Origin of the sequence: Roseobacter sp. HKCC-CH-9208, assembly GCF_037805125.1 — a bacterium.
Classification (GTDB): Bacteria; Pseudomonadota; Alphaproteobacteria; order Rhodobacterales; family Rhodobacteraceae; genus M30B80.
On sequence record NZ_JBBLYK010000001.1, the window covers coordinates 2,298,092 to 2,324,543 of the forward strand.

Here is a 26,452-nt window from a genome sequence, read left to right on the forward strand (position 1 = left end):
GCAGGCGACCTTTGCCCATGCGATTGCATACCAAATTAGCTGCGGCGGCGGCCTGTGCGCTCGCGGCGCTGCGGGCCATTGCCATCCGTGCCATCTGATCCTGAGGAAAAGCCGCCCAATTCTTCGGCGATTTGTTCAAGGCTTGGAACCGCGCCGCGCGGGGTCTCTTCTAGCGCCTTGCGCATCGCCGCAAGATGGACAGGTTGGGTGCCGCAACAGCCCCCGATGATCTTGGCCCCGGCATCGCGGGCCAGAACCGCGTAACGGGCCATCAACTCAGGGGTGCCATCGTAATGGATATGGCCATCAACATATTTGGGGATGCCTGCATTGCCCTTGGCAATCACCGGACGCTCGTTGCCCGAGGCGCGAAAGCCCAGAACCGTGCGCATCAAATCCGAGGCCCCAACACCGCAATTTGCGCCATAGGCCAAGGGTTTGTGATCCAGTTTTTCGACCAAATCCGACATCGCGGCGGAGGTGACACCCATCATCGTGCGCCCTGCCGTGTCAAAGCTCATGGTGCCGCACCATGGCATACCCGCAAGTTTGCAGCCTTCGGCCGCGGCGGCGTATTCTTCGGGGGCTGAGATTGTTTCAACCCAACATACATCCGCACCGCCTGCTTTTAGCCCTTCGGCCTGCTCATGGAACATCTCCACGGCGGCCTCGTGGGTCAAAGGCCCCATTGGCACCATGATCTCACCAGTTGGCCCCATGGACCCTGCAACGACCACCTCGCGGCCAGAGGCATCAGCAACTTCGCGGCCAATTTCTGCGGCAATTCGGTTTAGGTCAAAGGCACGATCTTGGGCATCATGCAATTTCAGCCGTGCACGCGTGCCACCAAACGAATTGGTCAAGAAGATATCGGAACCCGCATTGACGGCCCCGCGATAGAGTTCGGCAATGCGATCAGGGTGATCTTCGTTCCACAATTCTGGCGCATCGCCCGATTGCAGCCCCATGTTAAAGAGGGTCGTGCCCGTTGCGCCATCGGCCATCAGCCAATCGCGGGTTTCCAAAAGGGTTTGCAAACGGTTCGACATAATAAAATTCCTTGTGTCACATCAGCTGCGACATGGCCCCTCTGGGGCAATGATGCAAGCCCGAAAATCCACATGATCTTTATGAAAAATCTGCGAGGTCAAAAAAGAAACACCCCGCGCAACAGATGCACGGGGTGCGCAGAATTTAGGCGGGGGTGGTGATTAATTCTCGTTCACCAATTGGGTCTTTGCGTCGATCAAGAGCGCGTCAAATTTTGCGCGCAGCTCATCTTCCGAAACTTTATCGCCCAAATCTGCCTTAAGTTTGCCGATGACATCCTCGTGGCCTGCTTCCTCGAAATCAGCGCGGATCACCTCTTTGGCGTAGGCCTCGGCCGCATCGCCCGTTTTGCCCAAGATTTCGGCGGCCCATAAGCCCACCAGTTTATTGCGGCGCGCTTCAAGCTTGAATTTCATTTCTTCGTCATGCGCGAATTTTGCTTCGAACGCGTGTTCACGGTCGTCAAATGTGCTCATTAATCTGTCTCCTTGGGCGGTGAGCTTGCGGTTTATCCCTGTGATAGCCTTAGCAGGGTTTTGGCCGCAAGCAGTGATTGGCAATCCAACTTGCGACACAGCGCGCTTTGGTCTATTGCGCGAGCAAGAGAGAGCGGGGCGCAGCATTGGTCTGGGCCAGATGCAGCGTTGCACCCCCCCCGATCTCAGACCACCACCTGCCTCCCGCAGATCAGGGATTGGAGACATCATGGCACGGCGTAAAAAAATCTACGAAGGCAAGGCGAAAATCCTATATGAAGGCCCCGAGCCAGGCACATTGGTGCAATATTTCAAGGATGACGCGACCGCCTTTAATGCGGAAAAGCGCGCCACGATTGACGGCAAAGGCGTGTTGAACAACCGCCTCTCCGAATTTTTCATGTCGGGTCTGAATGCAATTGGCGTTCCAACCCATTTCATTCGCCGCCTGAATATGCGCGAGCAGTTAATCCGCAGCGTTGAGATCATCCCGCTTGAGGTGGTGATCCGCAATGTCGCCGCGGGTTCGATTTCCAAGCGATTGGGGATTGAGGAGGGCACAGCCCTGCCGCGCCCGATTGTTGAATTTTACTACAAGGATGATGCGCTGGGTGATCCTTTGGTGGCTGAAGAACATGTCATTGCCTTTGGCTGGGCCAGTCAGCAAGATTTGGACGATATGGTCGCGCTAGGCTTGCGGGTGAATGATTTCCTGTCTGGCCTGATGATGGGTGTCGGCATCAAATTGGTGGATTTCAAAATTGAAATTGGCCGCATTTGGGAGGGCGATTATATGCGCCTGATTGTGGCCGATGAAATCAGCCCCGATAGCTGCCGCCTTTGGGATATGAAAACGGGCCAGAAGTTGGACAAAGACGTCTTCCGCCGTGATTTGGGTGATTTGGCAGATGCCTATACCGAGGTGGCCAAGCGCCTTGGCGTTTTGCCGGATCAGGGCACGATGTCAGGCCCGACATTGGTGAATTAAGCGAAGCCCCGCTTCGCAGATTGAACGTAGACAGAAAGGCGAAAGTAATGCGCGCAACCGTGACCGTGATGTTGAAGCAGGGGGTTCTTGATCCACAAGGAGAGGCGGTGCGCCACGCGCTGGGCGCTTTGGGCTTTGAGGGTGTTTCGGGTGTGCGTCAGGGTAAAGTGATCGAGCTTGATCTGGCTGATGGCACAAGGGAAGACCAAATCCGCGAGATGTGCGAAAAGCTTTTGGCCAATACTGTGATCGAAAGCTACCAAATCGCGATCAGCTAAAGGGGTCTGTCGATGCGTGCTGCCATCCTGCGTGAATATAACAAAGACCTGTCTATTGAAACTGTGTCAGACCCTGAATGCCCCGAAGACGGAGTGATCCTCAAAGTTCTGGCTTGTGGCGTTTGTCGCTCTGACTGGCATGGTTGGGTGGGCGAGCATCCGCGCATCAAACCTGGTCAAATCGGCGGACATGAATATTGCGGCGAAGTGATCGAAGCAGGCCCGCGCGCCACCTATAAAAAGGGGGATCGTTTGGTTGCCCCGTTTATTCTCTCCTGCGGCTCTTGCCCGACCTGTCAATCGGGCGCGGGTCACACATGCCCCAATCAACGCTTGCCGGGCTTTACTGAGCCGGGCGCCTTTGCCGAATATGTCGCCGTTCCCTTTGATCATAACCTTGCGCGCTTGCCCGAAACTCTGTCACCGACTGTTGCGGCGGGGCTCGGGTGTCGTGTGACCACATCATGGCACGCGCTGACGGGGCGCGCGGCCGTGCAGGCGGGGGAATGGGTCGCTGTGCATGGCACGGGCGGCATTGGCCTTTCTGCCGCAATTTTGGCCAAGGCGCTTGGGGCTTTTGTGGTTGTCGTTGATGTCGTGCAGGAAAAGATCGACCATGCCCTGTCTTTGGGCATTGACGCAGGCGTGAACGCCCGTGATGGCGATGTCGCGGCCAAGATCATCGAAATCACCAAGGGCGGTGCGCATGTCAGCATCGAGGCCCTCGGGATCGAGGCCACGGTTGCAGGCTCTATTGGATGTCTGCGTCCCTTGGGGCGTCATGTGCAGGTGGGCATGCCCGTTGGGCATACGGCCCAGATGCAGATTGATATGAACACGGTCTATATGCGCAATCTGGCCCTTTACGGAACGCGCGGCATGCCCTCTTGGCGGTATCCAAGCCTGTTGGGTTTGATCGAGGCGGGGCGCGTGGATATGTCCCCCCTGATTGCGCGGGAAATCCCGCTTTCGCAAACAGGGGCCGAGCTTGCCGCATTCAATGGCCCAACACCGCCCGGTGTGGCGGTCATCACTGATTTTACGTCCTGACGAAAGGAACCCCCAAAGATGAAAGCCGCCGTTCTTGTGTTTCCCGGATCGAATTGTGACCGCGATCTGAAGCGCGCCTTTGAACACGCGGACTTTTCCGTGGATATGGTCTGGCACAAGGACACCAAACTGCCTGACGGGGTGGATTTGGTTGGTGTTCCGGGCGGGTTTTCTTATGGCGATTATTTGCGTTGCGGCGCGATTGCCGCGCAATCGCCCATTTCTGGCGCGTTAAAATCCCATGCGGATCGGGGCGGGTATGTGTTTGGGGTTTGCAACGGGTTCCAAATCTTGACGGAAACCAAATTGCTGCCCGGTGCGCTGCTGCAGAATATGTCGACCCGCTATATTTGCAAAACGGTTGGATTGCGCATTGAAAACACGCAAAGTGCCTTCACCACCGCCTATGAACAGGGCGCTGTGATTGAGGTGCCAATCGCGCATCATGAGGGAAATTATCAAGCCGATGCAGAGACGCTTGCGCGCTTGAACGGCGAGGGGCGGGTGGCATTTCGCTATGTCGAAAACCCCAATGGCGCGGTCGAGGATATTGCAGGCATCCTGTCAGAAAACCGCCGCGTTTTGGGGATGATGCCGCATCCTGAGCGCGCCTGTGAGCCGTTGCATGGCGGCACGGATGGTGCCGGCGTTTTTGCAGGTTTGGCACAGGCCTTGGTTGCAGCCTAGCGCGGCTCTGCCATCGGCAAGACATCGCGCAAGCGTGATCTAATCTTCTTGTCTGGCCTGCAGGGCGCGCGTAGGTTTGCACCATGAGCCTAAACACACGCCCCACTCTTGAGCCCCGCCGCTTGCGTGCCTTACCACGCTTGAGTGGCGTATGGGTATTGCGCTTGTTCTTGGCGCTGTTCTTGGTGGGCTTTGTCGTTACGATCTGGGCGGTGAACCTGTTTCTGACCGAGCGCCTAACCGAAAGCACCCGCAACCGCGCAGAAATCCGATTGGCGCTTTATTCTGGCACGATCATGTCAGAGCTACAGCGCAGCTCTGTCGTGCCGCTGTTGTTATCGCGCGACCCTGTCCTCATCACCGCGTTGCGCGAGGGGGAATTTACTGCCACCTCACAACGCCTGATTTCTTATTTGGATGAAATCGGGGCGGCCTCTTTTGTTCTGCTGAACCGCTCGGGCCGCGTTGTTGCTGCGACTGACCGCGCGCGGCTTGGGGAATTGCGCGCAAGCGAGCCCTTTTTTGTGCAAGCGGTGCGCAGCGCAGATACGGTGTTTACCTCAAACGAACCCGCCACAGGGCGGTATGACTTTACCTTTTCGCGCCATATCACTGATAATAATCAGCTTTTAGGCGTGATCATGGTCGAGGTGAACTTGGCCCTTGTGGTCGAACAATGGCGCGGGGCATCCGAGGCTGTATTCATCACCCAAGGGTCAGGCGAGATCATTTTGGCAACCGAACCCCGTTGGCGTGGCTTGATTGAGGCGGATGCCTTGGCCCGCCAAGATGCCCCATCGGCCATTCGCCGTGCCATTGAGAATGCGGGAGATTGGGCCTTTGGCGAGGAGGGTTATGTGTTCGGCGATGATACGCTGCGCCTTACCCAAGATATGCCCTTTCGCGGGTGGGAAATCGTGTCCTACACCGCCTATGCCTCGGTGCGTGAGCGGGTGAACGGGGTATTGGCCCTTTTGACTATGGGCTTTGCCCTTGTGCTTGCGGGCGCGTTTTACCTGTTGTCGCGCCGCGCGCGGTTGCAAACGGCCGTGTTTCAACGCGAAAGTGCGGAATTGCGCCGCCTCAATGATCGCCTCAGCCGCGAGATTGCCGAGCGCGAAAAAGCGCAGCGCGATTTGGAGCAGGCCGAATTGTCGCTTGCGCAGAGCCAGAAATTGGCCGCCTTGGGGGAAATGTCCGCTGCTGTCAGCCATGAGTTGAACCAACCGCTTGCGGCTATGAAAACCTATCTGGCAGGGGCGAAATTGCTGTTGCAGCGCCGCCGCCCTGATGAGGCGATGTCCTCCTTTCAGCGCATTGACGATCTGATTGAGCGTATGGGGGCGATCACGCGGCAGCTCAAATCCTATGCCCGCAAAGGCGGCGACAGTTTTACCCCCGTTGATCTGCGCGATGCGATCACAGGCGCGATGACCATGATGGAGCCGCAAATGCGGCAGATGAAGGTGGAAATCGCACAAATCATCCCCAACCAGCCCGTGATGATCTTGGGCGATATCGTGCGGCTAGAACAGGTGATCATCAATCTGTTGCGCAACGCCCTTGATGCGATGAAAGGCCAAGAGACGCGGCGCATTGAAATCCTTTTGGCCGAGGGGGATGAGGCGGTTCTCTCGGTGCGTGACAGCGGGGCAGGGATCGAAGATTTAGATCAACTCTTCGAGCCGTTTTACACCACCAAGAAGCCTGGTGAAGGGGTGGGGCTTGGCCTTGCGATTTCTTCGGGCATTGTCACCGATTTTGGCGGCCGCTTGCGCGCGCGCAACAGCGAGACAGGCGGCGCGGTATTTGAAATCAGGCTGCCGCGTCATCAGATAAAGGGTGCCGCAGAATAGGCGGCGAAAGGATCGGGTTGGAATGAAAGTTGTGATTGTCGATGACGAACAGGATATGCGCCAATCGATCAGCCAATGGTTGGCCCTTTCTGGGTTTGAAACCGAAACCTATGGCGGCGCGGAAGAGGCACTCAAAGAGATCACATCCGATTTCGCGGGCATTGTTATCAGTGACATTCGTATGCCCGGCATGGATGGGATGGCCTTTCTTAAACGGCTGAATTCTATCGATCACAGCCTGCCTGTGATCATGATCACAGGGCATGGCGATGTGCCAATGGCGGTCGAGGCGATGCGCATCGGCGCTTTTGATTTTCTCGAAAAACCCTTCGATCCCGAAAAGATGAGCAGCCTTGCCAAACGCGCGATCCAAGCGCGGCGTTTGACCCTCGACAATCGTTCGCTCAGACGGGAACTCAGCGATGGCACAGGGATCATGCGCCGCTTGGTGGGCACAAGCCCCGCGATGGAGCGGCTGCGCGAAGATATTCTCGACCTTGGCCAAGCCGATGGTCATGTCCTGATCACGGGCGAGACGGGAACGGGCAAAACCCTTGTCGCCCATGCCCTGCACGCGGTCGGCCCCCGTGCGGGCAAACCCTTTGCCACCGTCACCTGTGGCGCGCAGGACGAGGCGCAATTGCGCAGCCTGATCTTTGGCGCAGAAGAAAACGATCTGGCCCGCCCCGCCCTAGACGCCGCGCGCGGCGGCACATTGGTGCTTGAGGATGTCGAAACCCTCAGCGATGCGCTGCAGGCGCGGCTGCTCTCGGCCTTGGACGAGGCGCAAAGTGCGGGCCGCGATCTGCGGATCATTGCCATTTGTAACGGGGCCGAAGGGGCCGCGGGCTGCGAGGCGGCGCTCAGGCCCGATCTGTTTTTCCGCTTGGCTGCGATGCGCATCGCGCTGCCCCCCTTGCGGCAGCGGGGCGAGGATGTGCTGACACTGTTCGCGCAATTCGCCGAAAATTATGCTGAAGAATACGGCACCGACCCGATCCACCCCAATGCCCAAGAGGCCGCGCAGATGTTGCAGGCCCCATGGCCTGGAAACCTGCGTCAATTGCTGAACTTGGCTGAACGCGCCACGCTGCAAGCCCGCCGTGGCGCGGCCTCGATCACGGCGCTATTGATGAACGACACGACCGAGGTGGTGCCGCAGGATATGGGCGAGGGCAAACCCCTTAAAGAATATGTCGAGGCGTTCGAGCGGATGCTGATCGACAACACCATGCGCCGCCACCGCGGCTCCATCGCCGCCGTGATGGAGGAACTCAGCCTGCCACGGCGTACGCTGAACGAGAAAATGGCGAAATATGGGTTGAGCAGGTCGGATTATTTGTGAGGGGGGCAACCGTTGGGGTTAGGTAATCATTTTTGATACAAGCCTTAATCACTTCAAAAGTGTCGCCACTCACGATTTTTTTGTTTTGCCTGCTGACCAAAATTACTTTTTGGCGCGCTTTATTCGAATTTATGGATTCGCAGGTGAATTCTGGTGGCAATCGCTCCAAGCCATTGAAAAGTATCTCAAAGCTGGACTTTTGTTGAACGGGGTCAGTGTCAAGAAATCTAGAGGACATGAGATATTCGCGCTTTGGGAGGAACATTCCAGTATTTTGGGAGAACTGGCAGTCACCAGTTTCGTTATGCCTGCATTGTTGCACGATGATTTTTGGAGGCCACAAACTGTAGGCGACTTCATTCATGATGTAGAAACACAACGACAACCAGATAGCAGATATAGCCTTGTATCACATCGGGAACAAATGGATGATCTTTTCAAGCTGGATCAGCTTGTTGTCGAGTTGCGAAGGTGCACAATAGGTCTTGACTGGATTGTTGGGCGTGACTGGCCTGAGAATGAACTTGAGGAATACAAAGACAGAACTTACTGCGATGTGATTTTGGAAAAGCCTGACTATCAGGTAAGACCAATAATACCACCAAAGGCCACCTTGAATGTTGGCGGTGACGATATCACAGATCTCTTCCATTCTTGGAATTTCGCGTTCTCTCGCGGCCCCGAAGATTTATCGCGGAAACCGACCGCTAACCTGATCCCGATGCTCTCGTTCACTAATTCCTCCCTTTTTTATTATTTCAGGCGTTGAAATCACAAATGATAATTGGGAAACCTGCGGAAGAACGTATCGGTTGGTTGTTAGACAACATCAAGTTTCCAAAATCCGTAGTTGCGGAACTTAAGCGGCGGCTTAAAGACTAGCGCGCGTAGACATCATTTCGTTTAATGTGTGTCAGGGGGCCGCGATTCGGCTCTAGGCGTTCGAGGCTGTCACCCCCACACCCCAAAAAACCCATTGCCCTCTTCCCCGCTCTGCCTCTATGGTGAAAGGGGTGATCTGGCGGTTTGAGCCAGCCAGACGTCTGCAAAGTTTATCTGCCCCCTTCTTGAAGCGCGTCCGAAAACCCGCGCGGGAGAGAGGGCAGGATGCCAAAGCCTGACCGCCGCTCTTGTGCTGCCCTCAGGCCCATCTAACCCCCCGCGCAAGCGGGACATAATGGGAGAGGCGCGGGCGAGTGCACGCGCAGCTTCGGAGATAAATCGCGATGAAACGCGTGCAGATCAGCCAAGTGAGTGACGGGGCGGCCCATGCCGCGCCAGCCCATCCTGCTGCCTGCGTCATCGCCCTTTCAGGACAATATCCCCTTCTCACGCGACCCTTTGGGGTGCGCGCAGCGCGGGGATGTGCAAGGAACCTATGGCAAAGAAAATGCTTATCGATGCCACCCACGCGGAGGAAACCCGCGTTGTTGTGGCAGATGGAAACAAGGTCGAGGAATTCGATTTCGAGTCGCTGAATAAGCGACAACTGGCAGGAAACATCTATTTGGCAAAGGTGACGCGGGTTGAGCCCTCGTTACAGGCGGCCTTTGTTGATTATGGCGGCAATCGTCATGGTTTCTTGGCCTTCTCGGAAATTCATCCCGATTATTACCAAATCCCCAAGGCGGATCGTGAGGCGCTTTTGGCCGAGGAGCGGGAATTGGCCGCCGAGGCCGAAGCCGATGAGGAGGAGAAATCCGCCCCAAAACGCCGCCGCTCGCGCCGCCGCAAATCCTCGGACACCCGTGCAGAGGCCGCCGCAGGGGATGCGATTGCCACAGGCGAGGTCAGCACGCCCTCGGGCATGGATGTGATTGATCTAGACGCGGATGCTGAATCTGACTCTGAGGTCGAGGCAGATGAGGCCCTTGATGCGACCTTGACTGACACGGCCGCCCCTGAAAGCGATGCCGATATTGAGGTTGAGGCCGATATCGAAGATGGCGCATCTGACGAGGACGCCACCGCCCCCGCCGAGGCCGAAACCATCGCGGATGATGATGATCACGAAGATATTCGTCCTGCGCGAAAGCCGCGCGCGCGCAAATATAAAATCCAAGAAGTGATCAAAGTGCGCCAGATCATTCTGGTGCAGGTCGTCAAAGAGGAGCGCGGCAATAAAGGTGCTGCCCTGACCACCTATCTCAGCATTGCAGGACGCTATTGCGTTTTGATGCCCAATACCGCGCGCGGTGGCGGGATTAGCCGCAAGATCACCAATATTTCGGATCGCAAAAAGCTGAAGGAAATCGCGCAATCGATGGAGGTGCCGCAGGGCGCGGGTCTGATCATCCGCACCGCGGGCAGCCAACGCACCAAGGCCGAGATCAAGCGCGATTACGAATATTTGCAGCGCCAATGGGAACAGGTGCGCGAATTGACCCTGCGCTCGATTGCGCCTGCACCAATTTACGAGGAAGGCAACCTGATCCACCGTTCGATCCGCGATCTCTATAATCGCGATATTGACGAGGTGCTGGTCGAAGGCGAGGCGGGCTATCGCCAAGCCAAGGATTTCATGAAAATGATCATGCCGTCCCATGCCAAGAACGTGAAACATTACGCGGATAGTCTGCCGCTTTTCGCGCGCTATCAGGTCGAGGGTTACTTGGCCGATATGTTCAACCCTGTCGTGCAGCTCAAATCGGGCGGCTATATCGTCATCGGCATCACTGAAGCCTTGGTTGCGGTTGATGTGAACTCAGGGCGCGCGACCAAGGAAGGCTCGATTGAGGAAACTGCGCTTAAGACCAATCTTGAGGCTGCCGAAGAGGTGGCCCGTCAAGTGCGCCTGCGCGATTTGGCGGGTCTGATTGTGATCGACTTCATCGATATGGATGATCGGCGCAACAATCTGGCCGTGGAAAAGCGGCTGAAAGATCGCCTCAAAACCGACCGCGCGCGCATTCAGGTTGGGCGTATCTCAGGCTTTGGCTTGTTGGAAATGTCGCGCCAACGTCTGCGCCCTGGGATGTTGGAGGCCACGACACAGCCCTGTCACCTCTGCCACGGCACGGGGCTTGTGCGTTCTGATGACAGTCAGGGCCTATCGATCCTGCGCCAGTTGGAAGAGGAAAGCACCCGCCGCCGCTCGCGTGAGTTGTTGTTGACTGCGCCCGTGGGCATCGTGAATTTCATCATGAACCAAAAGCGTGAATATCTCGCGGATCTCGAGGCGCGCTATGGGGTTTCGATCCGTGTCGAGGCCGATCCTGCGATGATCACGCCCGATTATCGGATTGAAAAATTCAAAACAGCCACCCGCCGTATTGCCCCTGCAAGCCCTGTTGTTTCGATGGATGCAGGGCTGATGGAGGAAATCGAAGCCGCTGAAGCCGAGGCTGCGGATGAGATTGATATCACCGAGGCGCCTGAGGCAGACCGCCCCGAGGAACAAGGCGAAGAGGGCGAGGGCAAGAAACGCCGCCGCCGCCGCCGTGGTGGCCGTGGTCGCCGCCGCAATCGGGGCGAGGGGGACGAGGCCCGCACAACCGAGAAGGCCACTGAGGCCCCAGACGCAGCACAGGGTGCAGGCGCGTCTGAGGCTGATGCCTCGCCCGCAGCGGAGGCAGACGCCACCCCCGAGGCTGAGGAAAAGCCAAAGCGCCGCCGCAGTCGCAGGTCTAGCAAATCTGACGCATCGGCCGAGACGGTAGCCGAGCCAGAACCATCTGATCCCGCCGCAGAAGCACCTGCAGAAGCGGCGGCGGAAGGAGCGGCGGAGGCGGCGGCGGAAGAGGCCCCAAAACCAAAGCGCCGTGGTCGCAAAACCAAGGCCGAAAAAGCCGCTGAAGAGGCCGCTGTCGCAGCAGAATCGGTGGCTGAGGTCGAACAGGCCCCAGAGCCTGCGGAAGAGGCACCGAAACCCAAGCGGGCCACGCGCAGCCGTAAAACCCCTGCGAAAAAGGCCGAACCTGTGGCTGAGGCGCCATCTGCGCCAGACGCGACTGTCGAGGCGGTGGCTGCGCCACAGGCCGCAGAACCTGCGCCTGATGGGCCAAAGAAGCGCGGGTGGTGGTCACGCGGCTAACCGACCCGATTAAAATAAAACGGGCAGGGGAAACCCTGCCCGTTTTCATTTTCATTCTAAGCGTTTGTTCAGTTTACGCTGCGCTCAGTTGCAATGGCTGACTCAATCTGGTCGCGCGGCAAGGCCCCGCGCAAGAGCCCCGTTTCCAGCACAAAGGTGGGCGTGCCTGAAATATTCAGCGCACGGGCCAATTCGTAATTGAGGCTGATTGTTGCATCGATTTGCGGATTGTTGATTTCGGCCACGATGGCCGCATGATCAAGACCCAGCCCTTCGGCGGTGGCCTGCAATGACGCTTCGCTGACCTCGGCCCGCATCACCATCATCGCATCATGAAGCGCGCGATAGGCTTCATCCCCCAACGCGATTTTGGCCGCAATCGCATAGCGTGAGGCCAAGAGCGAGGCATCGCCCAAAATCGGAAACTCTTTGACGATAAAGCGGATGTTCCCATCTTCCTCAAGCATGGCTTCGATATCGGGGAAGGCACGTTTACAATAGCCACAGCGGTAATCAAGAAACTCGACCAGGGTCACATCACCCTCGGGGTTGCCGCCAACATAATCATAGGGGGAGGCGAAAATCGCGTCAGAATTGGCCGCGATAATCTGGGATTCAGCCTGCGCCTCGGCCGCAGCTTGGCGCTCGTCTAGAATGTCGAGGGCTTCCATCAGCACTTCGGGATTATCTAGCAGATAGGCGCGGATTTCCGCGCGAAACGCTGCGCGTTCTGTCTCGCTCATGGCATCAATGTCAAATGCTGCAGCGGGATTGAGGGCGCTGATCGTGAGGCCAAGCGCCAAGATCAGGCTTTTCGGGGAAGGGGTCATCGCGCATCCTGTCAGTCGTTTTTCGTTTCAGCCAGACGTAACACATCTTGCGCCCGAAGCCACCCGCTTGATCCTTGGGGCAAGAGGCCTGTGGCGCGGCGGGCATGAAGGGCGGCGGTTTCAAAATCCCCCTCCAAGGCCGCGCGTTCTGCGGTGGCCCATGCGGCCATACCATTTTGGCCATCGCGCGCATAGGCCATAGCCAAATCCCGCATAAGCCGCGCGTTGCGCCGTTCGCGGGCAAAGGCGGCCTCTAGCACCGCCAAGGCCTCGGCATTGCGCGCGGGGCTGTCGGGCGCAAGAAGGGCACGACCATATCCCGCTAAAATCAGACCTGCATCAGGAGACATCTGGATGGTCCGTTCATAGGCCACAATCGCCGCGTCATACCGGCGGTTCTCAAATAGAACCTGTGCATATAGCTCTTGGTAATAGGGATCTGCGGGGTAGTTTAGGATCAACCGCTCTAACTCACGCAAGGCGGCATCGCCTTCGGAATTGCGGTGATAGGCCACAGCGCGGCGCATTGTTGCGATCTCTGAGGGGTCATTTCCCACCTGCGCAAATGTCCAAGAGGGTGGGTTCAGAAAGGCTGCTAATTTCCCCTTGCTGCGATCAAACCAATATTGCGCCTCGCTGTCAGGGGGTGGGGCTGTGCCGCCGTCAAAATTTGCGACCAATCGCAGACGATCACGGGTCAGCGGGTGGGTGCGGACATAGGGGTCTTGGCGGTCGGTTGAGAGTAACTCTTGCCCTGCAAAGCGATCTAGGACGCGCGCCATTGCAGTGGGGTAAACGCCTGCGCGCTCGAGATATCTAAGGGCGGCGGCATCCGCGCTCGCCTCTTCGGCGCGGGTATGTGAGAAAAAGACGCGCTGCGCGCTTGAGGCCATACCTGCCGCAACGCCCGCGCCTGCACCCGCATCCCCCGTGACGCCTGCGGCCAGCAGACCTGCCACCAAACCCAGCCGCGATGCACCGCTCATCGTGTCGGCATTCTCCGGGCGGCGGGCCAAATGTCCGTTGGCAATATGTGCGGCCTCATGGGCCAAAACAGCCTGCAATTCGGCAGGCTCGTCCAATGCCATCATCAGCCCCGAAGTGATAAAAATCGTGCGGGCATCGCGCACAAAGGCGTTCATCTGCGGATCATTGAGTAAAATCACGCGGATAGATTGCCCCAATCCCGCCGCTTCGAGAATGGGCATCAACAGATTTCGCAAACCTGCCTCAATCTCGGCGTCGCGGATCATGGATTGCGCCACGGCCCCTTTGGGCGCAAGGCCAAGGCACAGGCCCAAGATCACGGCAAAAAGAAAGGATCGCATCTGTGATTGACCTTTTCGGGCAGGGCTGTTTCAAACCGATGCATCCAGTCTAGTGAGGAAGCAATGCGTTATTCAAGCCGTGGTCAGGTTGATCCCTTTATTGTGATGGACGTCATGGAGGCCGCCCGCCGTCTTGAGGAGGAGGGGCGCCACATCATCCATATGGAGGTCGGCCAACCCGGCACAGGCGCGCCACGCGCCGCGCGCGAGAGGCTTGCGCGCGCAATGGAAGAAGACACGCTAGGCTATACTGTGGCGCTCGGGCGTCCTGATCTGCGCGCGGGGATCGCCGCACTTTATGGCGAATGGTATGATATCGACCTTGATCCTGCGCGCGTGGTGATCACAGCGGGGGCATCGGGCGGGTTTTTATTGGCATTTTCCGCGCTTTTTGATGCGGGTCAAAAGGTTGGTATGGGGCTTCCCTGTTATCCGTCTTATCGGCAAATCCTAAAGGCAATGAGTTTGGACGTTGCGGGATTGCGCACCGATGCCAGCAGTGGCTTTCAGCCGCGCCCCGACCAGATCACCGAAGATCTCGCAGGTCTGATCTTGGCAAGCCCTGCAAACCCGACAGGCACGATGATCCAAAAGCCCGCACTTGCGGAACTGGCTGCTGCTTGCGCCGCGCGGGATGTGGCCTTGATCAGTGACGAAATCTATCACGGGCTGCATTACGAGGCACGCGCCGTCAGCGCGCTTGAGGTGACCGATCAGGCCTATATCATCAACTCCTTTTCTAAATATTTCTCGATGACAGGATGGCGATTGGGGTGGATGGTCGTGCCTGAAGACCACCTGCGCGTGGTCGAGCGTTTGGCGCAAAATATGTTCATTTGCGCGCCACATGCGGCACAAATCGCAGCCCTAGGGGCCTTGTCGCCTGAAGGGCGTGCGGAACTGGATGAAAACCTCGCGATCTATGCCAAAAACCGCGTGATCTTGTTGCAAGGGCTACGCGCGGCGGGATTTGAGCGCCTCGCGCCTGCAGATGGTGCGTTCTATGTCTATGCCGATATCAGCGCCTTTGATTGGCCCGCGCAGGATATGGCGCGCGCGATGTTGGAGGAGGCAGGGGTTGCTGTCACCCCAGGCCTTGATTTTGATCCCGAAGAGGGCACGCGCGCCTTGCGGTTCTCCTATGCCCGCAGCACGGCCGATATCGAAGAAGGGGTTGCGCGTATCACGGCCTTTATGGCTGCGCATGCAAAATAGATTTTAAATCTAAATCTAAATTTTGTATATTCATGGCGTGGATAAGAGCAGAAAGACAACCCCATGTTGCAGGTCGTGTTTCGCAGTATTTTTGCGATGCTGTTTTTGTGGATTGGCCCCATGGTTTGGGCCGAAACATCTGTGCGCCTTGATCTAGGCGAAAGCTATGTCACGGATCGAGGCCAAGGGATTGAGGTGCAGCTTCGCCTTAATCGTGCCACCGCCTATGGGCTGCGTGTGCGCGACAATCCGATGCGGCTGATTGTCGATCTGGCAGGGGTAGAGGCGCAAAATCTGCCCAATGGGTTTGATCGAGCGGATCGCGCGCAGGTGGTCGCGCTTGGCCCTGCGCCGCGCGCAGGTTGGGGGCGGTTGAGCCTGAATTTGACCGCGCCCATGGTGGTTTAGGGCGCGGTGATGGATACAGAGCATCCTGACTTGGTGCGCCTTACCTTGCGGCTGCGCCCGCAACGGCGCAAGAATTCGCAACCCATCTCACCCCAGCAAGCGCAGATGAGCCGCCCGAAGCGGTGATTGCAGAACCCGCGCCGCCACTGCGCACAAGGCCCTTGATTGCCCTTGATCCAGGCCATGGCGGGATTGATCCAGGCGCAGAACGCGATGGATTTAGCGAAGCGGATTTGGTTTTGCTCTTCGCGTTAGAGTTGCGCGAGATGCTGTTGCGTGGTGGACTCGTGGATGTGTTCATGACGCGCCAGCGGGATGAATTTATCCCCCTGCCTGATCGGATGTCGCGCGCGCGTATGGCGGGGGCTGATCTTTTCATTTCAATTCATGCCGATGCCTTGGCTGAAGGCGATGGCATGGCGTCTGGGGCGACTGTTTATACTTTGTCTGAGACAGGCTCTGATGCGGCCTCAACGGCGCTTGCCGCGCAGCATGACCGCGCCGATCTATTGGCGGGCGTGGATTTGGGCCAATCCGATGATGTTGTCGCAGATTTTCTCATGGATTTGGCGCGTCTTGAAACCGATCCGCGCAGTGATGCCTTGGCCGATGCCTTGGTGACGGGCCTTGAGGGGGCAGGGGTTGAATTGCACAGCCGCCCGCGTTTTGAGGAAAATTTTACAGTGCTGCGCGCGACTGATTACCCCTCTGTCCTCTTGGAAATCGGTTTTATGTCCGAAGGTGGGGATTTGGAAAATATCCTTGACCCTGTTTGGCGGGCGCGGGCGCAAGGCGGGATTGCGCGGGCCATCGAGGCATGGTTGGCCGAAGACAATCTGCGCCGCAGCCTGATGCGGCGATAATCATGTGTGATCTCACCATGAAGTGAAGGTTTAAGCTTTTGACGCGCGCGCGCCTGCGCCATATAAGCGGACACGCGCTTGGGGTAAGGCTTTTTGGGGAAGTGACACGCATGGGCCAGATCATCCGTTTTGTGATGGGTATTTTCGGCGGGCTCTTTGCCTCGGCGATCATGGCTGTTGTGTTTGGTGCCATTATTGTTGGCGGCGTGATTTGGGTTTTTGCGCGCGATTTGCCCAATTACGAAACGCTGTCGCAATATACCCCTGCCACGATCAGCCGTATCTATTCGCGCGAAGGCCGTATCATTGACGAATTCGCGCAAGAGCGCCGTGTTTTCGTGCCAGCCGAAGAAATCCCTGATCTGGTGGCTCATGCCTTTATCAGTGCCGAGGATCGCAATTTTCATCAGCATGCGGGCTACGACCCGCGCGCGATTGCATCGGCCCTTGTGGATGCGGTGCGCTCGCGCGGGCAGGATGTGCGTGGCGCCTCCACCATCACGCAGCAGGTGATGAAGAATTTCCTCCTTGATGGCAGCCGCACGATTGAGCGCAAGGTGCAGGAAATTATTTTGGCCGCGCGCATTGAGCGATCCATGAGCAAGGAACGTATCCTTGAGCTGTATCTGAACGAAATTTTCCTTGGTCAAAATTCCTATGGTGTTGCCGCCGCTGCGCAGACCTATTTTAACACGGCACTGTCCGATTTGACCCCTGCGCAAGCCGCCTATTTGGCTGCTCTGCCGCAACGGCCTGCGCGTTTGCATCCTGTGCGTGATTACGATGATGCGGTTGAGCGGCGCAATTACGTCCTGCGCGAGATGTTCGAGAATGGCTATATCACCCGCGAGGTGATGGAAGAGAGCCAAGCCTCAGAGCTTGAGACGGTGCAGCGCGGGGATATTGCGCCTTTCCGCTCTAGCCTGCCGCCACGGGGCTATTTTACGGATGAAATTCGCCGCCAATTGTCGACCCAGTTTGGTGAAGAAGAATTCTTCACAGGCGGGTATGCTGTGCGCGCAACGATGGATGAAAATCTTCAAATCGTGGCACAGCGCGCGTTGCGCCGCGCGCTTGAAACCTATGATCGCGGGCGTGGGGTTTGGCGGGGGGCCTTGGCGCAACTTGATGTGGCAGCCCTTGATGATGCGGCCAGTTTGGCCGATGCGCTCTCGGCTACGGACATCCCGCGCGATGTGGATCAGTGGCGCGTTGCGGCGGTGACGGGGTTTGAGGGCGGTGATGCGCTGATTGCCTTTGAGGATGGCGAAACGGGCCGCATCTTGGCGGAGGATGTCACGTGGGCGCGCCCTTTGCGTGAAGATGGCACAACAGGCAGCGCGGCCAATTCTGCCGATGACCTGCTTGCGCGCGGGGATGTGATCCATGTTCTGCCTGTTGAGGATGACACAGGGCCACGGCATTATTCCTTGCGCCAAATCCCCGAGGTGCAAGGGGCCTTCATGGCGATGGATGTGAACACGGGCCGCGTTTTGGCGATGCAAGGCGGCTTTTCCTATCAGTATTCGGTTTTTAACCGCGCCACCCAAGCCACGCGGCAGCCCGGCTCAAGCTTTAAGCCATTTGTTTACGCAGCGGCGTTGGACAGTGGCTATAGCCCCAACACCATCGTGATCGATGCGCCCATTCAGGTGGAAACGCCCGAGGGTCTTTGGCGTCCAACCAATGCCTCGGATCGGTTTTATGGCCCTGCGCCCATTCGCACAGGGATTGAACAATCGCGTAACTTGATGACCATCCGCTTGGCCCAAGATGTGGGGATTGAGACCGTTGCGCGCTATGCTGAACGCTTTGGCGTTTACGATGAGATGCAGCCATTTTTGGCCAATTCCTTGGGGGCGCAAGAAAGCACGCTTTACAAAGTGGTCGCGGCCTATGCGATGTTTGCAAATGGCGGTGAGCGGGTGGAGCCTACCCTTGTTGACCGCGTCCAAGATCGGTTTGGCCAAACTGTGTATCGCCATGATCAGCGTATTTGCGAAGATTGTTTGAGCGACACATTGCCCGCAGGCTTGGGGCCGCGGATCGTATCCAACCGAGCCCGTGTTATGGATCCAATTACCGCCTTTCAACTCACCTCGATGCTTGAGGGGGTTGTCGAGCGCGGAACGGCGGCGCGCGCGGTGAACCTGCCCGTGCCTGCCGCGGGGAAGACGGGCACAACCAATGACGCCCGCGATGTTTGGTTTGTTGGCTTTACCTCCAATATCGTGGCGGGCTGCTATATCGGCTATGACCAACCGCGGTCGCTTGGCCGCGCCTCGGGCGGTGGGACTTGTGCGCCCGTGTTCCAAGAATTTATGCAAGAGGCTGTGGCCGAATATGGCGGCGGCCCGTTCCGCGTGCCCGAGGGCGGTGTGTTCGTGCCAATTGATCGCTTCTCTGGCGAACGTCTGGCCGATGGGGAAAGCGGCGAAAACGTGGTTTATGAATATTTCCGCGCCGCAGAAGTGCCCCCTGTTGGTGCGCGTTCGGCCATTGTGGATGGTGGGTTTGCTATGGCCTCGGATTTGCCCGTCTTTGGGCCGGGTGAGGTTGATGGCGCATTGCAGGAAGAGGGCGCAGATGTGCGCACCTCGTCTGGCGAAACAGTGCGGGTTCCCACCGATACGGGCTTTGGCACGATCAGCTCAGGCGGGCTCTATTAAACCCCATCGGGGATTGCAGCCACGCCGCCGCTGGTCTAGATCACCGCGACCAGATGATTTCTTGATGCAATTGGAGCAGGTATCCGATGCGGGCCGAAACCCAATCCAATATCGACAAAATTCGCCGTTCTCTTGATTTGCTCGGGCAGCGAATGGATTTGACCACCGCCAAGCACCGCTTGGAGGAGTTCAACGCCCGTGTCGAGGATCCAGACCTGTGGAACGATCCCGAAAAGGCGCAAAAGCTGATGCGCGATCGTCAGGTGCTGCTTGATAAAATCGGCACCTATGACGCGATCAAATCGGGTCTGGGCGATAATATTGGCCTCATCGAATTGGGCGAGGAAGAAGGTGACAGCGCAATTGTGACAGAGGCGGAAGCCGCCCTGTCTGCCTTGGTCGAGACCGCCGCCGCAAAAGAGCTTGAGGCCCTATTGAACGGCGAGGCGGACGCCAATGACAGCTTCCTTGAGATCAATGCGGGCGCAGGCGGCACGGAAAGCTGTGATTGGGCCTCGATGTTGGCGCGCATGTATGTGCGTTGGGCCGAAAAACAGGGATATGAGGTTGATCTTCAATCTGTCTCTTACGGGGAAGAAGCGGGGATCAAATCCGCCGTTTACAAAATCTCTGGGCATAATGCCTATGGCTGGTTGAAATCGGAATCGGGCGTGCATCGTTTGGTGCGCATCTCGCCTTATGACAGTTCCGCGCGGCGGCATACGTCCTTTTCTTCGGTTTGGGTCTATCCTGTGGTTGATGACAATATCGAAATCGAAGTGGCCCCAAATGAGATCCGCATTGACACCTATCGCTCGTCAGGGGCGGGGGGGCAGCATGTCAACACCACCGACTCGGCCGTGCGCATCACCCATATTCCCACGGGGATCGTGGTCACGAGTTCGGAAAAATCTCAGCACCAAAACCGCGATATCGCGATGAAAGCGCTTAAATCGCGCCTCTATCAGATGGAACTTGATCGCCGCAATGCCGAGATCAACGCAGCCCATGAAGCCAAAGGTGAGGCGGGTTGGGGCAATCAAATCCGCTCTTATGTTTTGCAGCCCTATCAAATGGTTAAAGACCTGCGCACAGGGTTTGAGACCTCTGACACCCAAGGTGTTTTGGATGGCGAAATTGATGGGCTGATGGCCTCGGTTTTGGCGCTGGATGTCTCTGGCAAAAGCCGTGCCGATGCACAGGCCGAAGATTGACGCCTGAGACGCAAGCGTGCAGCGATGCGGCGCATTCGCGTCTTGCACTGCAGCCTTTGGTTGATTACTTCTACTGACATTCTCGGGGCGGGGTGAAATTCCCCACCGGCGGTGACAGCCCGCGAGCGCCTTGGTTTCACGACCAAGGGTCAGCAGATTTGGTGAAATTCCAAAGCCGACGGTTATAGTCCGGATGAAAGAGAATGAGCCGTGTTTCGCGGTTGCGCGGGGGCGTGTCCCTTGTTCAGGCGCGGGCGCGTGTTCACGATCGCCTTGGGCACCTTGGTCTTTAGAAAGGATGACCCAAATGACGAAAACACTGAATATCGCTTTTATCAAAGCAAATTGGCACAGCGACATTGTCAACCAAGCCTTGGTTGGCTTTGAAGCGGATATGAAAGCATCAGGTCAGGCGTATAACCTGATGACCTATGATGTGCCCGGCGCGTTTGAAATGCCGCTCTTGGCAAAGAAACTGGGCGCGTCTGGTAAGGTTGATGCGATTGTCTGCGCCGCATTGGTGGTGGATGGGGGCATTTACCGCCATGATTTTGTGGCTGCTGCTGTGGTTGATGGTCTGATGCAAGCACAGTTGGACACAGGCATTCCCACCTATTCCGTATCGCTGACCCCGCATCATTTCCACGAGCATGCGGTGCATCACGATTTCTATCATGATCATTTCGTCAAGAAAGGCGCAGAAGCAGCGCAAGCCTTGCGCATGGTCGCAAGTATCGAGGTTTGACCCTGATGGCGCAGGCCCTGAGCTTTGAGTTTCTCACCGCAGGTCAAATTCAATTTGGTCGCGGAAAGGTCGGGGCGGGGCTTGCGCCGCAGATTATGACTTTGGGGGTGCCCGTGATGGTGATCACGGGCGGCTCTGGTCTGCGTCACACAGGAACGCGTGCTTTGGTTGATGCTCTTGCGCCCGTGCTGCAGATCGCGATTGCGGCTGAACCCGATTTGAAAACCATCGAGGGCGCGGTGATGCGCGCGCGCGGGGCAGGGGTTGCCTGCGTTGTGGCGATTGGTGGGGGGGCCGTCATTGATGCAGGCAAGGCCATCGCCGCCTTGATCCCTGCACCGCATTCCGCCCTTCGTTATCTTGAGGTTGTCGGTGAGGGGCGCGCGCTTGATGCCGCGCCTTTGCCTTTTGTGGCCATTCCCACCACAGCGGGCACAGGGGCCGAGGTCACCAAAAACGCGGTGATTTCTGTGCCCGAACACCAGCGCAAAGTATCTTTGCGTGATGCGCGGATGCTGCCAGATTTGGCCATTATTGACCCACGTTTATGTGACGGGATGGGGCGCGCGCAAACCATGATGAGCGGGCTTGATGCCCTGACCCAAGTGATCGAGCCTTATCTGTGCACCCGCGCCAACCCGTTCACCGATGCGCTGTGCAGGAATGCCATTCCGCGGGCCGTGTCGGGGCTGCGCCGCCTATCTGATGCCTTTGATCGGGGCGGCGATGATCCGATGGCGCGCGATGATATGGCCTTGGCATCGGTGATTGGCGGTCTTGCCTTGGCCAATGCGGGTTTGGGGGCGGTGCATGGCTTGGCGGGGCCTGCAGGCGGCTATCTGGCGCAACATGGCCTGATTTGCGCCCGTTTATTGGTGCCTGTTCTTTTGGCCAATGAGGCCCGCGCCGAAAGCCCTGCATTGCGTGGACGCTTTTCTGATCTGCGCGCTTGGATGGGCGATGCCTTTGGCGTCAGCGCGGAGATGGCCTTTGAGGCCTTGGCGCGATTTATCGAGGGGCAAAACCTGCCGCGATTGGGGCAAGCGGGTCTGCCTGCCGACAAGATCGACCAGATTGCACAAGCGGCGGCAAGCGCGTCTTCGATGAAGGCGAATCCAGTCGATTTGACCGCGTCTGATTTGACCGAAATTCTGCGCGAAGCGTTATAACCCACGCCACAATATACCCGTTGCAATTGCAACAATGGCCTCGGTTTCCGTCAAAGTTCTTAAGATTTCTTTAATACCTTGAGCTGAGCTTTAGAGAGCGTGAACCAGATGATCGGGCCGTGGTGGCCGATATTGCCGATAGCGTGGCTTCCTGGGCACCCCATATCGATACAGGCGCATCTGATCTGCGGGTATGAAAAAAGCGGCGGGCCTATGGTCCCGCCGCTTTTCAAAATCGGTATGAACTTGCCTTAAAGAATGGTTTGGCCCGTTGCGGCCCAATCTTTGGTGAATTGCTCAAGGCCCTTATCGGTCAAGACGTGCTTGGCAAGACCCTTGATCACTGCGGGTGGAATGGTCGCCACATCTGCACCAACCATCGCGGCATCTTTCACATGGTTTGCCGTCCGAATTGACGCCGCCAGAATTTCAGTCTCAAATCCATAATTGTCGTAAATCTCGCGGATTTCTGCTATCAATTCCATGCCATCGAGGTTGAGGTCATCCAAGCGCCCGATGAAGGGGCTGATATAGGTTGCACCCGCCTTGGCCGCCAAAAGCGCCTGATTGGCCGAGAAGCACAAGGTCACATTGGTCTTTATGCCTTTATTGGTGAAATGGCGGCAGGCCTTTAGGCCATCCAAGGTCAAAGGCAGCTTGATCACGACATTATCGGCGATTTTTGCCAAATGCTCGCCCTCGGCCACCATGCCCGCAAAATCGGTTGCGGCGACTTCGGCGGATACGGGCCCATCGACCAACGCGCAAATTTCAGCGATGACCTCTTTGAAATCGCGGCCTGATTTTGCGATCAGTGAGGGGTTCGTGGTGACCCCGTCCAACAGACCATAATCGTGCAATTCACGGATTTCATCGACCACGGCAGTATCGACAAAGAATTTCATAGATAGCTCTCCTTGATGTTTATTCGCGCGGGGCAGGCGAGGCCTGATACGAATGGGTTGCTTGGCGCTTCGATAACCTTGTGAGACGAATTCTGCAAATTGCAATTTTCTTACGACCGCTTGAAAATAGTCTGCGGCACGGGGATTGGCGTGGCGATGTCCGGAAACAAGGTGCGCGGTATTCGCGCCGCACAGACCCATGACACCTATTCAGCTGAGCGTGCCGCGCTGTCGAATAATGCGCAGATCATCACGATGGGCGCGCGGGTGATTGGCGCAGAATTGGCGAAATCCATTGCCGAGGCCTATTTGCCACAAAGTTTTGACCCCAATGGCCGCAGCGCCAGTAATTTTGCCGCGATTGATGCGCTAGGCGGATAGCGCGGTCTGCCAAATTTCCCTTGGCGGCGCGTGGATCGGGGGCTTAACCTATTCCTGACGGAAGAAGGGAGGGCGCAATATGAACGACCGCGTGCAGCTCGAGTGGCCATCGCCCCTGCCGCCATTGGCCAAGATGGGATTGGGCGATATTTGGGCGGCATTTGGCGCAGGGTGGTGCGATTTTCGCCAAAAGCCGATGATGGGCCTGTTCTTTGCCCATATCTATGTGGTGGGGGGGCTGGTTGATCTATGGCAGCCTTTCGATCCTGGATATGGGGTGGTTGGCTATTCCGATTACGGTTGGCTTTCCCCTCATAGGGCCTTTCTTGGCGGTTGGCCTTTATGAGGTTTCCCGCCGTCTTGAGGCTGGGGATCGGGACTTTCGCCGCAATGATATCTTCAGCGTGATCTGGCGGCAAAGATTGCGCCAATTGCCGTCTATGGCATGGGTGATCATCGTGTATTTTCTATTTTGGTCTTTCTTTGCGCATATGTTGTTCGCCCTGTTTATGGGGCCATCTGCGCTGATGAATGTGACCTCAAGCTATGCCTATCTGCTTCAGCCCGAAGGGTTGATTATGCCGTTGGTGGGCTCAGGCTTTGGTGCGGTTTTTGCGTTGGTGTTATTTTGCCTCACGGTGATTTCGCTGCCCCTTTTGTTGGATAAAGAAGTGGATTTTGTCACCGCCATGCTCAAAAGCATTGCGGTGGTCAAAGCCAACCCGAATGTGATGCTGATCTGGGGGGCGCTGATCGCAAGCCTGACCTTTTTGGCGATGCTGCCTGCACTGTTGGGGTTGTTTTGGTCTTGCCCGCTTTGGGTCATGCCTCATGGCATATTTATCGCCGCGCCTTTGTGCATGAGGCGATATGATGACAAAGAAAAACCCCCGCGCGCGGATGCGGGCGGGGGTGCATTGTAAATAAATCGCGCCTGCGCTTATTTCTTTTCTGGCTCTGCGGCGGCTGCGACAGGTTTTGCGGCTGGGGCAGGGGCCGATTTTGCACCGCTAGACAGCGGGTCTTCTTGACGCTGAACCGTGCCTTCAAAATGCGCACCTGATTCAATCGCGATGGTCTTATGAATGATGTCGCCCTCAACTCGCGCGCTTGAGGTGAGGCGCACTTTCAAGCCACGAACGCGGCCTTTGACATAGCCGTTCACGACCACATCATCGGCAAGAACCTCGCCATCAATGCGTGCGCTTTCACCAACAGTCAGTGAATGTGCGCGGATGTCACCCTTGACGGTGCCTTCGATTTGAATGTCACCCGAGGTTTTCAGATTGCCCGTAATCACCAAATCCGAGCTCAGCAAAGACGCAGGCGGCTTTGGCTTGGCGGGGGCAGCAGATGTGCTGGGGGCCGCCGGTGCCGAAGGCGCGCTTGGCGCTGACGCGGCAGGGGCCGCGCTTGGCGTTGTTGTTTCTTTTGGTCCTGGTTCGTTGATTTTTGATTTAGAAAACATTTCGTCCTGCCGTGATAAAGGTCATCGGGTTGGTTGGGTTGCCATTCTGGCGCACTTCGTAATGCAAATGGGACCCGGTCGAGCGTCCAGTATTTCCCATATCACCAATTCTGTCGCCGCGCGACACTCTTTCGCCCCGTGTCACGCGAATACGCGATAAATGTGCGTAGCGTGTTGTATATCCCATAGCGTGGCGAATTTCTATCATACTGCCATAGGCGCCGCGTCGGCCCGCGAAAACCACAGTGCCATCTGCGGCGGCAACAATCGGGGTTCCAACGGGGCCCGCAAAGTCTTGGCCCTCATGCATCCGCCGCCCCCCTTGGATCGGATCATTGCGATAGCCATAGCCCGAGGTGCGCCGCGCAGCGCCCTGCACAGGATAGCTGAAGGGCAGGCTTTCTGCGGCAATACGATAGAGGTTCACCGCATCGAGATCTTCCAACACCTCATTGGCGCGCAGCGAAACAGGGTCGGGTTGGCCGTTGGAGGTGGAAAAGGTAATTGGCGTCAAAGGCCCGCCTTGGCCTGAATAGCCACGGCGCACCGTCTCAAGAATGCTGTCAGTGGGCAGGCCTGCCGCACGGAACATCGCATCAAGTGGCTCAAGCGACATCGCGACCGCGTCTTCGATTTGAGTAAAGATGCGTTCATTGCGCTCGGCGGAGAGGGCAGCTTGGAATTCCAAGTCTTGAATCTGCGCGCGCGCCTCGGCGATCAGATCATAGGTTGTATCGCGCCCTTCGGCTGTTTCTTGCAGCGCCTCGGTCAATAGCGCCAAAACCTGCTCTAGATCTCGTTGACGGCTTGCGGCGGATTGCAGGCTGCCATTCTCATCGGTCATCTCGGCGGTCAATTGTGCCACCTCTTCAAGCGCGTCATCGCGTTCACTGATGGTGCGGCGCAAGGTGCTTTGGATCACGTTGACCGCGGTTTCCAATTCGCGGCGGCGTTCTTCTGATGCCAGAAGCTGCGATTGCATGGCAGAGACTTGGGCCATCGCAACGCCAAATCGTTCATGGGCGGCTTGTGCCTCAAGGGCGCGGCTGTCGCGTTCGCTGGACATTGCATTGAGGCGATCTTGATAGGCCTGCGAGGCGCGCGCGACCTGATCGCGATTAGACCCTGCATTGATGGCATCGATGAAAAACACCGCTGAAACAATCGCCGTCCATGTGACCAGAAGCCCTGTCGTGGCAATGATTGCGGCCTGCGTCAGGGGCCTCAGGCGCACAAAGCGCGTGCTTGTATCGGATTTCAGAAACAGCCGTTTTTCAGGCAAATGCCGATCCAATGCGTGGTTTGCGCGCTCAATCAATCGCGATTTCAATGCCAAGTCCCCTGTTTTGTCGTTCGGGCGCTTTGCTCTGCGCCTCTCGTCATCACCCCATCACAGCGTCCCCAGACCAAATTGGGGGGCGCGAGGATTGGATAGGACATTGAGCGGTGCGGCTCAATATTTTTTGCGCCATTTAGACGGGAAATTGAGGTCAT

25 protein-coding genes and 1 riboswitch are annotated in these 26,452 nt (G+C 57.2%); of the genes, 18 read left to right on the top strand and 7 right to left on the bottom strand.

The window, feature by feature from the left end; translation table 11 throughout:
* Positions 1-35: 35 nt before the first annotated feature.
* The gene (gene bmt / locus AAC621_RS11640; protein WP_340255934.1) at positions 36-1,049 is read right to left on the bottom strand and encodes a betaine--homocysteine S-methyltransferase; all 1,014 of its coding nucleotides are present in this window, start codon (positions 1,047-1,049) and stop codon (positions 36-38) included.
* A 162-nt stretch (positions 1,050-1,211) separates the two neighbouring features.
* Positions 1,212-1,526: a DUF1476 domain-containing protein gene (locus tag AAC621_RS11645; protein WP_340255937.1), complete on the bottom strand. Its 315-nt coding sequence runs from the start codon at positions 1,524-1,526 to the stop codon at positions 1,212-1,214.
* Positions 1,527-1,755: 229 nt separating this feature from the next.
* Between AAC621_RS11645 and purC the strand changes: the two genes are divergently transcribed.
* The 8 genes from purC (at position 1,756) to AAC621_RS11685 (ending at position 11,763) form a co-directional block, all read left to right on the top strand.
* Complete coding sequence (gene purC, locus AAC621_RS11650; protein ID WP_340242480.1) at positions 1,756-2,514, top strand: phosphoribosylaminoimidazolesuccinocarboxamide synthase; 759 nt, start codon at positions 1,756-1,758, stop codon at positions 2,512-2,514.
* Between the two features lie 47 nt (positions 2,515-2,561).
* Positions 2,562-2,792, top strand: coding sequence for a phosphoribosylformylglycinamidine synthase subunit PurS (purS, locus tag AAC621_RS11655; protein ID WP_340255939.1), 231 nt, complete (start codon positions 2,562-2,564; stop codon positions 2,790-2,792).
* Between the two features lie 12 nt (positions 2,793-2,804).
* A complete protein-coding gene (locus tag AAC621_RS11660) occupies positions 2,805-3,842 on the top strand; it encodes a zinc-binding dehydrogenase (RefSeq protein WP_317655036.1) in 1,038 nt (345 codons plus the stop codon).
* Positions 3,843-3,860: 18 nt separating this feature from the next.
* A complete protein-coding gene (gene purQ, locus AAC621_RS11665) occupies positions 3,861-4,529 on the top strand; it encodes a phosphoribosylformylglycinamidine synthase subunit PurQ (protein ID WP_340255941.1) in 669 nt (222 codons plus the stop codon).
* Between the two features lie 83 nt (positions 4,530-4,612).
* Complete coding sequence (locus tag AAC621_RS11670) at positions 4,613-6,385, top strand: ATP-binding protein (RefSeq protein ID WP_340255944.1); 1,773 nt, start codon at positions 4,613-4,615, stop codon at positions 6,383-6,385.
* A gap of 22 nt (positions 6,386-6,407) precedes the next feature.
* The gene (locus tag AAC621_RS11675; RefSeq protein WP_340255947.1) at positions 6,408-7,730 is read left to right on the top strand and encodes a sigma-54-dependent transcriptional regulator; all 1,323 of its coding nucleotides are present in this window, start codon (positions 6,408-6,410) and stop codon (positions 7,728-7,730) included.
* Between the two features lie 85 nt (positions 7,731-7,815).
* Positions 7,816-8,499, top strand: a complete 684-nt coding sequence (locus AAC621_RS11680) for a hypothetical protein (RefSeq protein ID WP_340255951.1) — start codon at positions 7,816-7,818, stop codon at positions 8,497-8,499.
* A gap of 609 nt (positions 8,500-9,108) precedes the next feature.
* Positions 9,109-11,763, top strand: a complete 2,655-nt coding sequence (locus tag AAC621_RS11685) for an Rne/Rng family ribonuclease (RefSeq protein WP_340255954.1) — start codon at positions 9,109-9,111, stop codon at positions 11,761-11,763.
* 68 nt (positions 11,764-11,831) lie between these two features.
* Here AAC621_RS11685 and AAC621_RS11690 read toward each other — a convergent pair whose 3' ends face one another.
* Together AAC621_RS11690 and AAC621_RS11695 are read right to left on the bottom strand one after the other, a co-directional pair.
* Entirely contained in the window at positions 11,832-12,593 is a 762-nt protein-coding gene (locus AAC621_RS11690; RefSeq protein WP_340255957.1) for a DsbA family protein, read from the bottom strand.
* An 11-nt stretch (positions 12,594-12,604) separates the two neighbouring features.
* Positions 12,605-13,921, bottom strand: coding sequence for a M48 family metalloprotease (locus AAC621_RS11695; protein ID WP_340255961.1), 1,317 nt, complete (start codon positions 13,919-13,921; stop codon positions 12,605-12,607).
* A gap of 63 nt (positions 13,922-13,984) precedes the next feature.
* On the opposite strand from AAC621_RS11695, the gene AAC621_RS11700 reads away from it, so the two are divergent.
* The 7 genes from AAC621_RS11700 to AAC621_RS11730 all read left to right on the top strand — a co-directional run bounded on the left by AAC621_RS11700 (position 13,985) and on the right by AAC621_RS11730 (position 22,204).
* Positions 13,985-15,136, top strand: coding sequence for a pyridoxal phosphate-dependent aminotransferase (locus tag AAC621_RS11700; RefSeq protein WP_340255964.1), 1,152 nt, complete (start codon positions 13,985-13,987; stop codon positions 15,134-15,136).
* Between the two features lie 63 nt (positions 15,137-15,199).
* Positions 15,200-15,544, top strand: coding sequence for a hypothetical protein (locus AAC621_RS11705; protein WP_340255967.1), 345 nt, complete (start codon positions 15,200-15,202; stop codon positions 15,542-15,544).
* Positions 15,545-15,666: 122 nt separating this feature from the next.
* Positions 15,667-16,407 carry an N-acetylmuramoyl-L-alanine amidase family protein gene (locus AAC621_RS11710; RefSeq protein ID WP_340255970.1) on the top strand — a complete coding sequence of 247 codons (741 nt, stop codon included), beginning with the start codon at positions 15,667-15,669 and terminating at the stop codon, positions 16,405-16,407.
* Between the two features lie 119 nt (positions 16,408-16,526).
* Entirely contained in the window at positions 16,527-19,076 is a 2,550-nt protein-coding gene (locus tag AAC621_RS11715) for a penicillin-binding protein 1A (protein ID WP_340256511.1), read from the top strand.
* Between the two features lie 86 nt (positions 19,077-19,162).
* Positions 19,163-20,290: a peptide chain release factor 2 gene (gene prfB / locus AAC621_RS11720; RefSeq protein WP_340255973.1), complete on the top strand. Its 1,128-nt coding sequence runs from the start codon at positions 19,163-19,165 to the stop codon at positions 20,288-20,290.
* Between the two features lie 74 nt (positions 20,291-20,364).
* Positions 20,365-20,499: riboswitch (FMN riboswitch) on the top strand.
* Between the two features lie 98 nt (positions 20,500-20,597).
* Complete coding sequence (locus AAC621_RS11725; RefSeq protein WP_317655021.1) at positions 20,598-21,035, top strand: 6,7-dimethyl-8-ribityllumazine synthase; 438 nt, start codon at positions 20,598-20,600, stop codon at positions 21,033-21,035.
* 5 nt (positions 21,036-21,040) lie between these two features.
* Positions 21,041-22,204 (top strand): iron-containing alcohol dehydrogenase, encoded by a 1,164-nt coding sequence (locus tag AAC621_RS11730; protein ID WP_340255975.1) that lies wholly within the window; start codon positions 21,041-21,043, stop codon positions 22,202-22,204.
* Positions 22,205-22,455: 251 nt separating this feature from the next.
* Here the strand turns inward: AAC621_RS11730 and fsa are convergent, their stop codons facing one another.
* Complete coding sequence (gene fsa, locus AAC621_RS11735; protein ID WP_340242504.1) at positions 22,456-23,109, bottom strand: fructose-6-phosphate aldolase; 654 nt, start codon at positions 23,107-23,109, stop codon at positions 22,456-22,458.
* Between the two features lie 120 nt (positions 23,110-23,229).
* Between fsa and AAC621_RS11740 the strand changes: the two genes are divergently transcribed.
* The 3 genes from AAC621_RS11740 (at position 23,230) to AAC621_RS11750 (ending at position 24,413) form a co-directional block, all read left to right on the top strand.
* Complete coding sequence (locus AAC621_RS11740) at positions 23,230-23,490, top strand: RpiB/LacA/LacB family sugar-phosphate isomerase (RefSeq protein WP_340256514.1); 261 nt, start codon at positions 23,230-23,232, stop codon at positions 23,488-23,490.
* 79 nt (positions 23,491-23,569) lie between these two features.
* Positions 23,570-23,836: a hypothetical protein gene (locus AAC621_RS11745; protein ID WP_340255978.1), complete on the top strand. Its 267-nt coding sequence runs from the start codon at positions 23,570-23,572 to the stop codon at positions 23,834-23,836.
* Positions 23,817-24,413 carry a DUF2189 domain-containing protein gene (locus AAC621_RS11750; RefSeq protein ID WP_340255981.1) on the top strand — a complete coding sequence of 199 codons (597 nt, stop codon included), beginning with the start codon at positions 23,817-23,819 and terminating at the stop codon, positions 24,411-24,413. The genes AAC621_RS11745 and AAC621_RS11750 overlap by 20 nt, the downstream gene beginning before the upstream one ends.
* Positions 24,414-24,430: 17 nt before the next feature.
* On the opposite strand, the gene AAC621_RS11755 is transcribed toward AAC621_RS11750, so the two are convergent.
* Both AAC621_RS11755 and AAC621_RS11760 read right to left on the bottom strand, forming a co-directional pair.
* Positions 24,431-24,958: a bactofilin family protein gene (locus tag AAC621_RS11755; RefSeq protein ID WP_340255984.1), complete on the bottom strand. Its 528-nt coding sequence runs from the start codon at positions 24,956-24,958 to the stop codon at positions 24,431-24,433.
* Positions 24,948-26,288, bottom strand: coding sequence for a M23 family metallopeptidase (locus AAC621_RS11760; RefSeq protein ID WP_340255987.1), 1,341 nt, complete (start codon positions 26,286-26,288; stop codon positions 24,948-24,950). The genes AAC621_RS11755 and AAC621_RS11760 overlap by 11 nt, the downstream gene beginning before the upstream one ends.
* Between the last annotated feature and the right edge of the window lie 164 nt (positions 26,289-26,452).

What these genes read in the sequence shown, in the direction of transcription:
- AAC621_RS11755 (WP_340255984.1), bottom strand. Translation starts at nt 24,958, where the DNA reads ATGTTTTCTAAATCAAAAATCAACGAACCAGGACCAAAAGAAACAACA.
- AAC621_RS11725 (WP_317655021.1), top strand. Translation starts at nt 20,598, where the DNA reads ATGACGAAAACACTGAATATCGCTTTTATCAAAGCAAATTGGCACAGC.
- AAC621_RS11745 (WP_340255978.1), top strand. Translation starts at nt 23,570, where the DNA reads ATGAACGACCGCGTGCAGCTCGAGTGGCCATCGCCCCTGCCGCCATTG.
- purQ (WP_340255941.1), top strand. Translation starts at nt 3,861, where the DNA reads ATGAAAGCCGCCGTTCTTGTGTTTCCCGGATCGAATTGTGACCGCGAT.
- AAC621_RS11730 (WP_340255975.1), top strand. Translation starts at nt 21,041, where the DNA reads ATGGCGCAGGCCCTGAGCTTTGAGTTTCTCACCGCAGGTCAAATTCAA.
- purS (WP_340255939.1), top strand. Translation starts at nt 2,562, where the DNA reads ATGCGCGCAACCGTGACCGTGATGTTGAAGCAGGGGGTTCTTGATCCA.
- fsa (WP_340242504.1), bottom strand. Translation starts at nt 23,109, where the DNA reads ATGAAATTCTTTGTCGATACTGCCGTGGTCGATGAAATCCGTGAATTG.
- AAC621_RS11705 (WP_340255967.1), top strand. Translation starts at nt 15,200, where the DNA reads ATGTTGCAGGTCGTGTTTCGCAGTATTTTTGCGATGCTGTTTTTGTGG.
- AAC621_RS11670 (WP_340255944.1), top strand. Translation starts at nt 4,613, where the DNA reads ATGAGCCTAAACACACGCCCCACTCTTGAGCCCCGCCGCTTGCGTGCC.
- prfB (WP_340255973.1), top strand. Translation starts at nt 19,163, where the DNA reads ATGCGGGCCGAAACCCAATCCAATATCGACAAAATTCGCCGTTCTCTT.
- AAC621_RS11690 (WP_340255957.1), bottom strand. Translation starts at nt 12,593, where the DNA reads ATGACCCCTTCCCCGAAAAGCCTGATCTTGGCGCTTGGCCTCACGATC.
- AAC621_RS11645 (WP_340255937.1), bottom strand. Translation starts at nt 1,526, where the DNA reads ATGAGCACATTTGACGACCGTGAACACGCGTTCGAAGCAAAATTCGCG.
- bmt (WP_340255934.1), bottom strand. Translation starts at nt 1,049, where the DNA reads ATGTCGAACCGTTTGCAAACCCTTTTGGAAACCCGCGATTGGCTGATG.
- AAC621_RS11700 (WP_340255964.1), top strand. Translation starts at nt 13,985, where the DNA reads ATGCGTTATTCAAGCCGTGGTCAGGTTGATCCCTTTATTGTGATGGAC.
- AAC621_RS11660 (WP_317655036.1), top strand. Translation starts at nt 2,805, where the DNA reads ATGCGTGCTGCCATCCTGCGTGAATATAACAAAGACCTGTCTATTGAA.
- AAC621_RS11675 (WP_340255947.1), top strand. Translation starts at nt 6,408, where the DNA reads ATGAAAGTTGTGATTGTCGATGACGAACAGGATATGCGCCAATCGATC.
- AAC621_RS11695 (WP_340255961.1), bottom strand. Translation starts at nt 13,921, where the DNA reads ATGCGATCCTTTCTTTTTGCCGTGATCTTGGGCCTGTGCCTTGGCCTT.
- purC (WP_340242480.1), top strand. Translation starts at nt 1,756, where the DNA reads ATGGCACGGCGTAAAAAAATCTACGAAGGCAAGGCGAAAATCCTATAT.
- AAC621_RS11685 (WP_340255954.1), top strand. Translation starts at nt 9,109, where the DNA reads ATGGCAAAGAAAATGCTTATCGATGCCACCCACGCGGAGGAAACCCGC.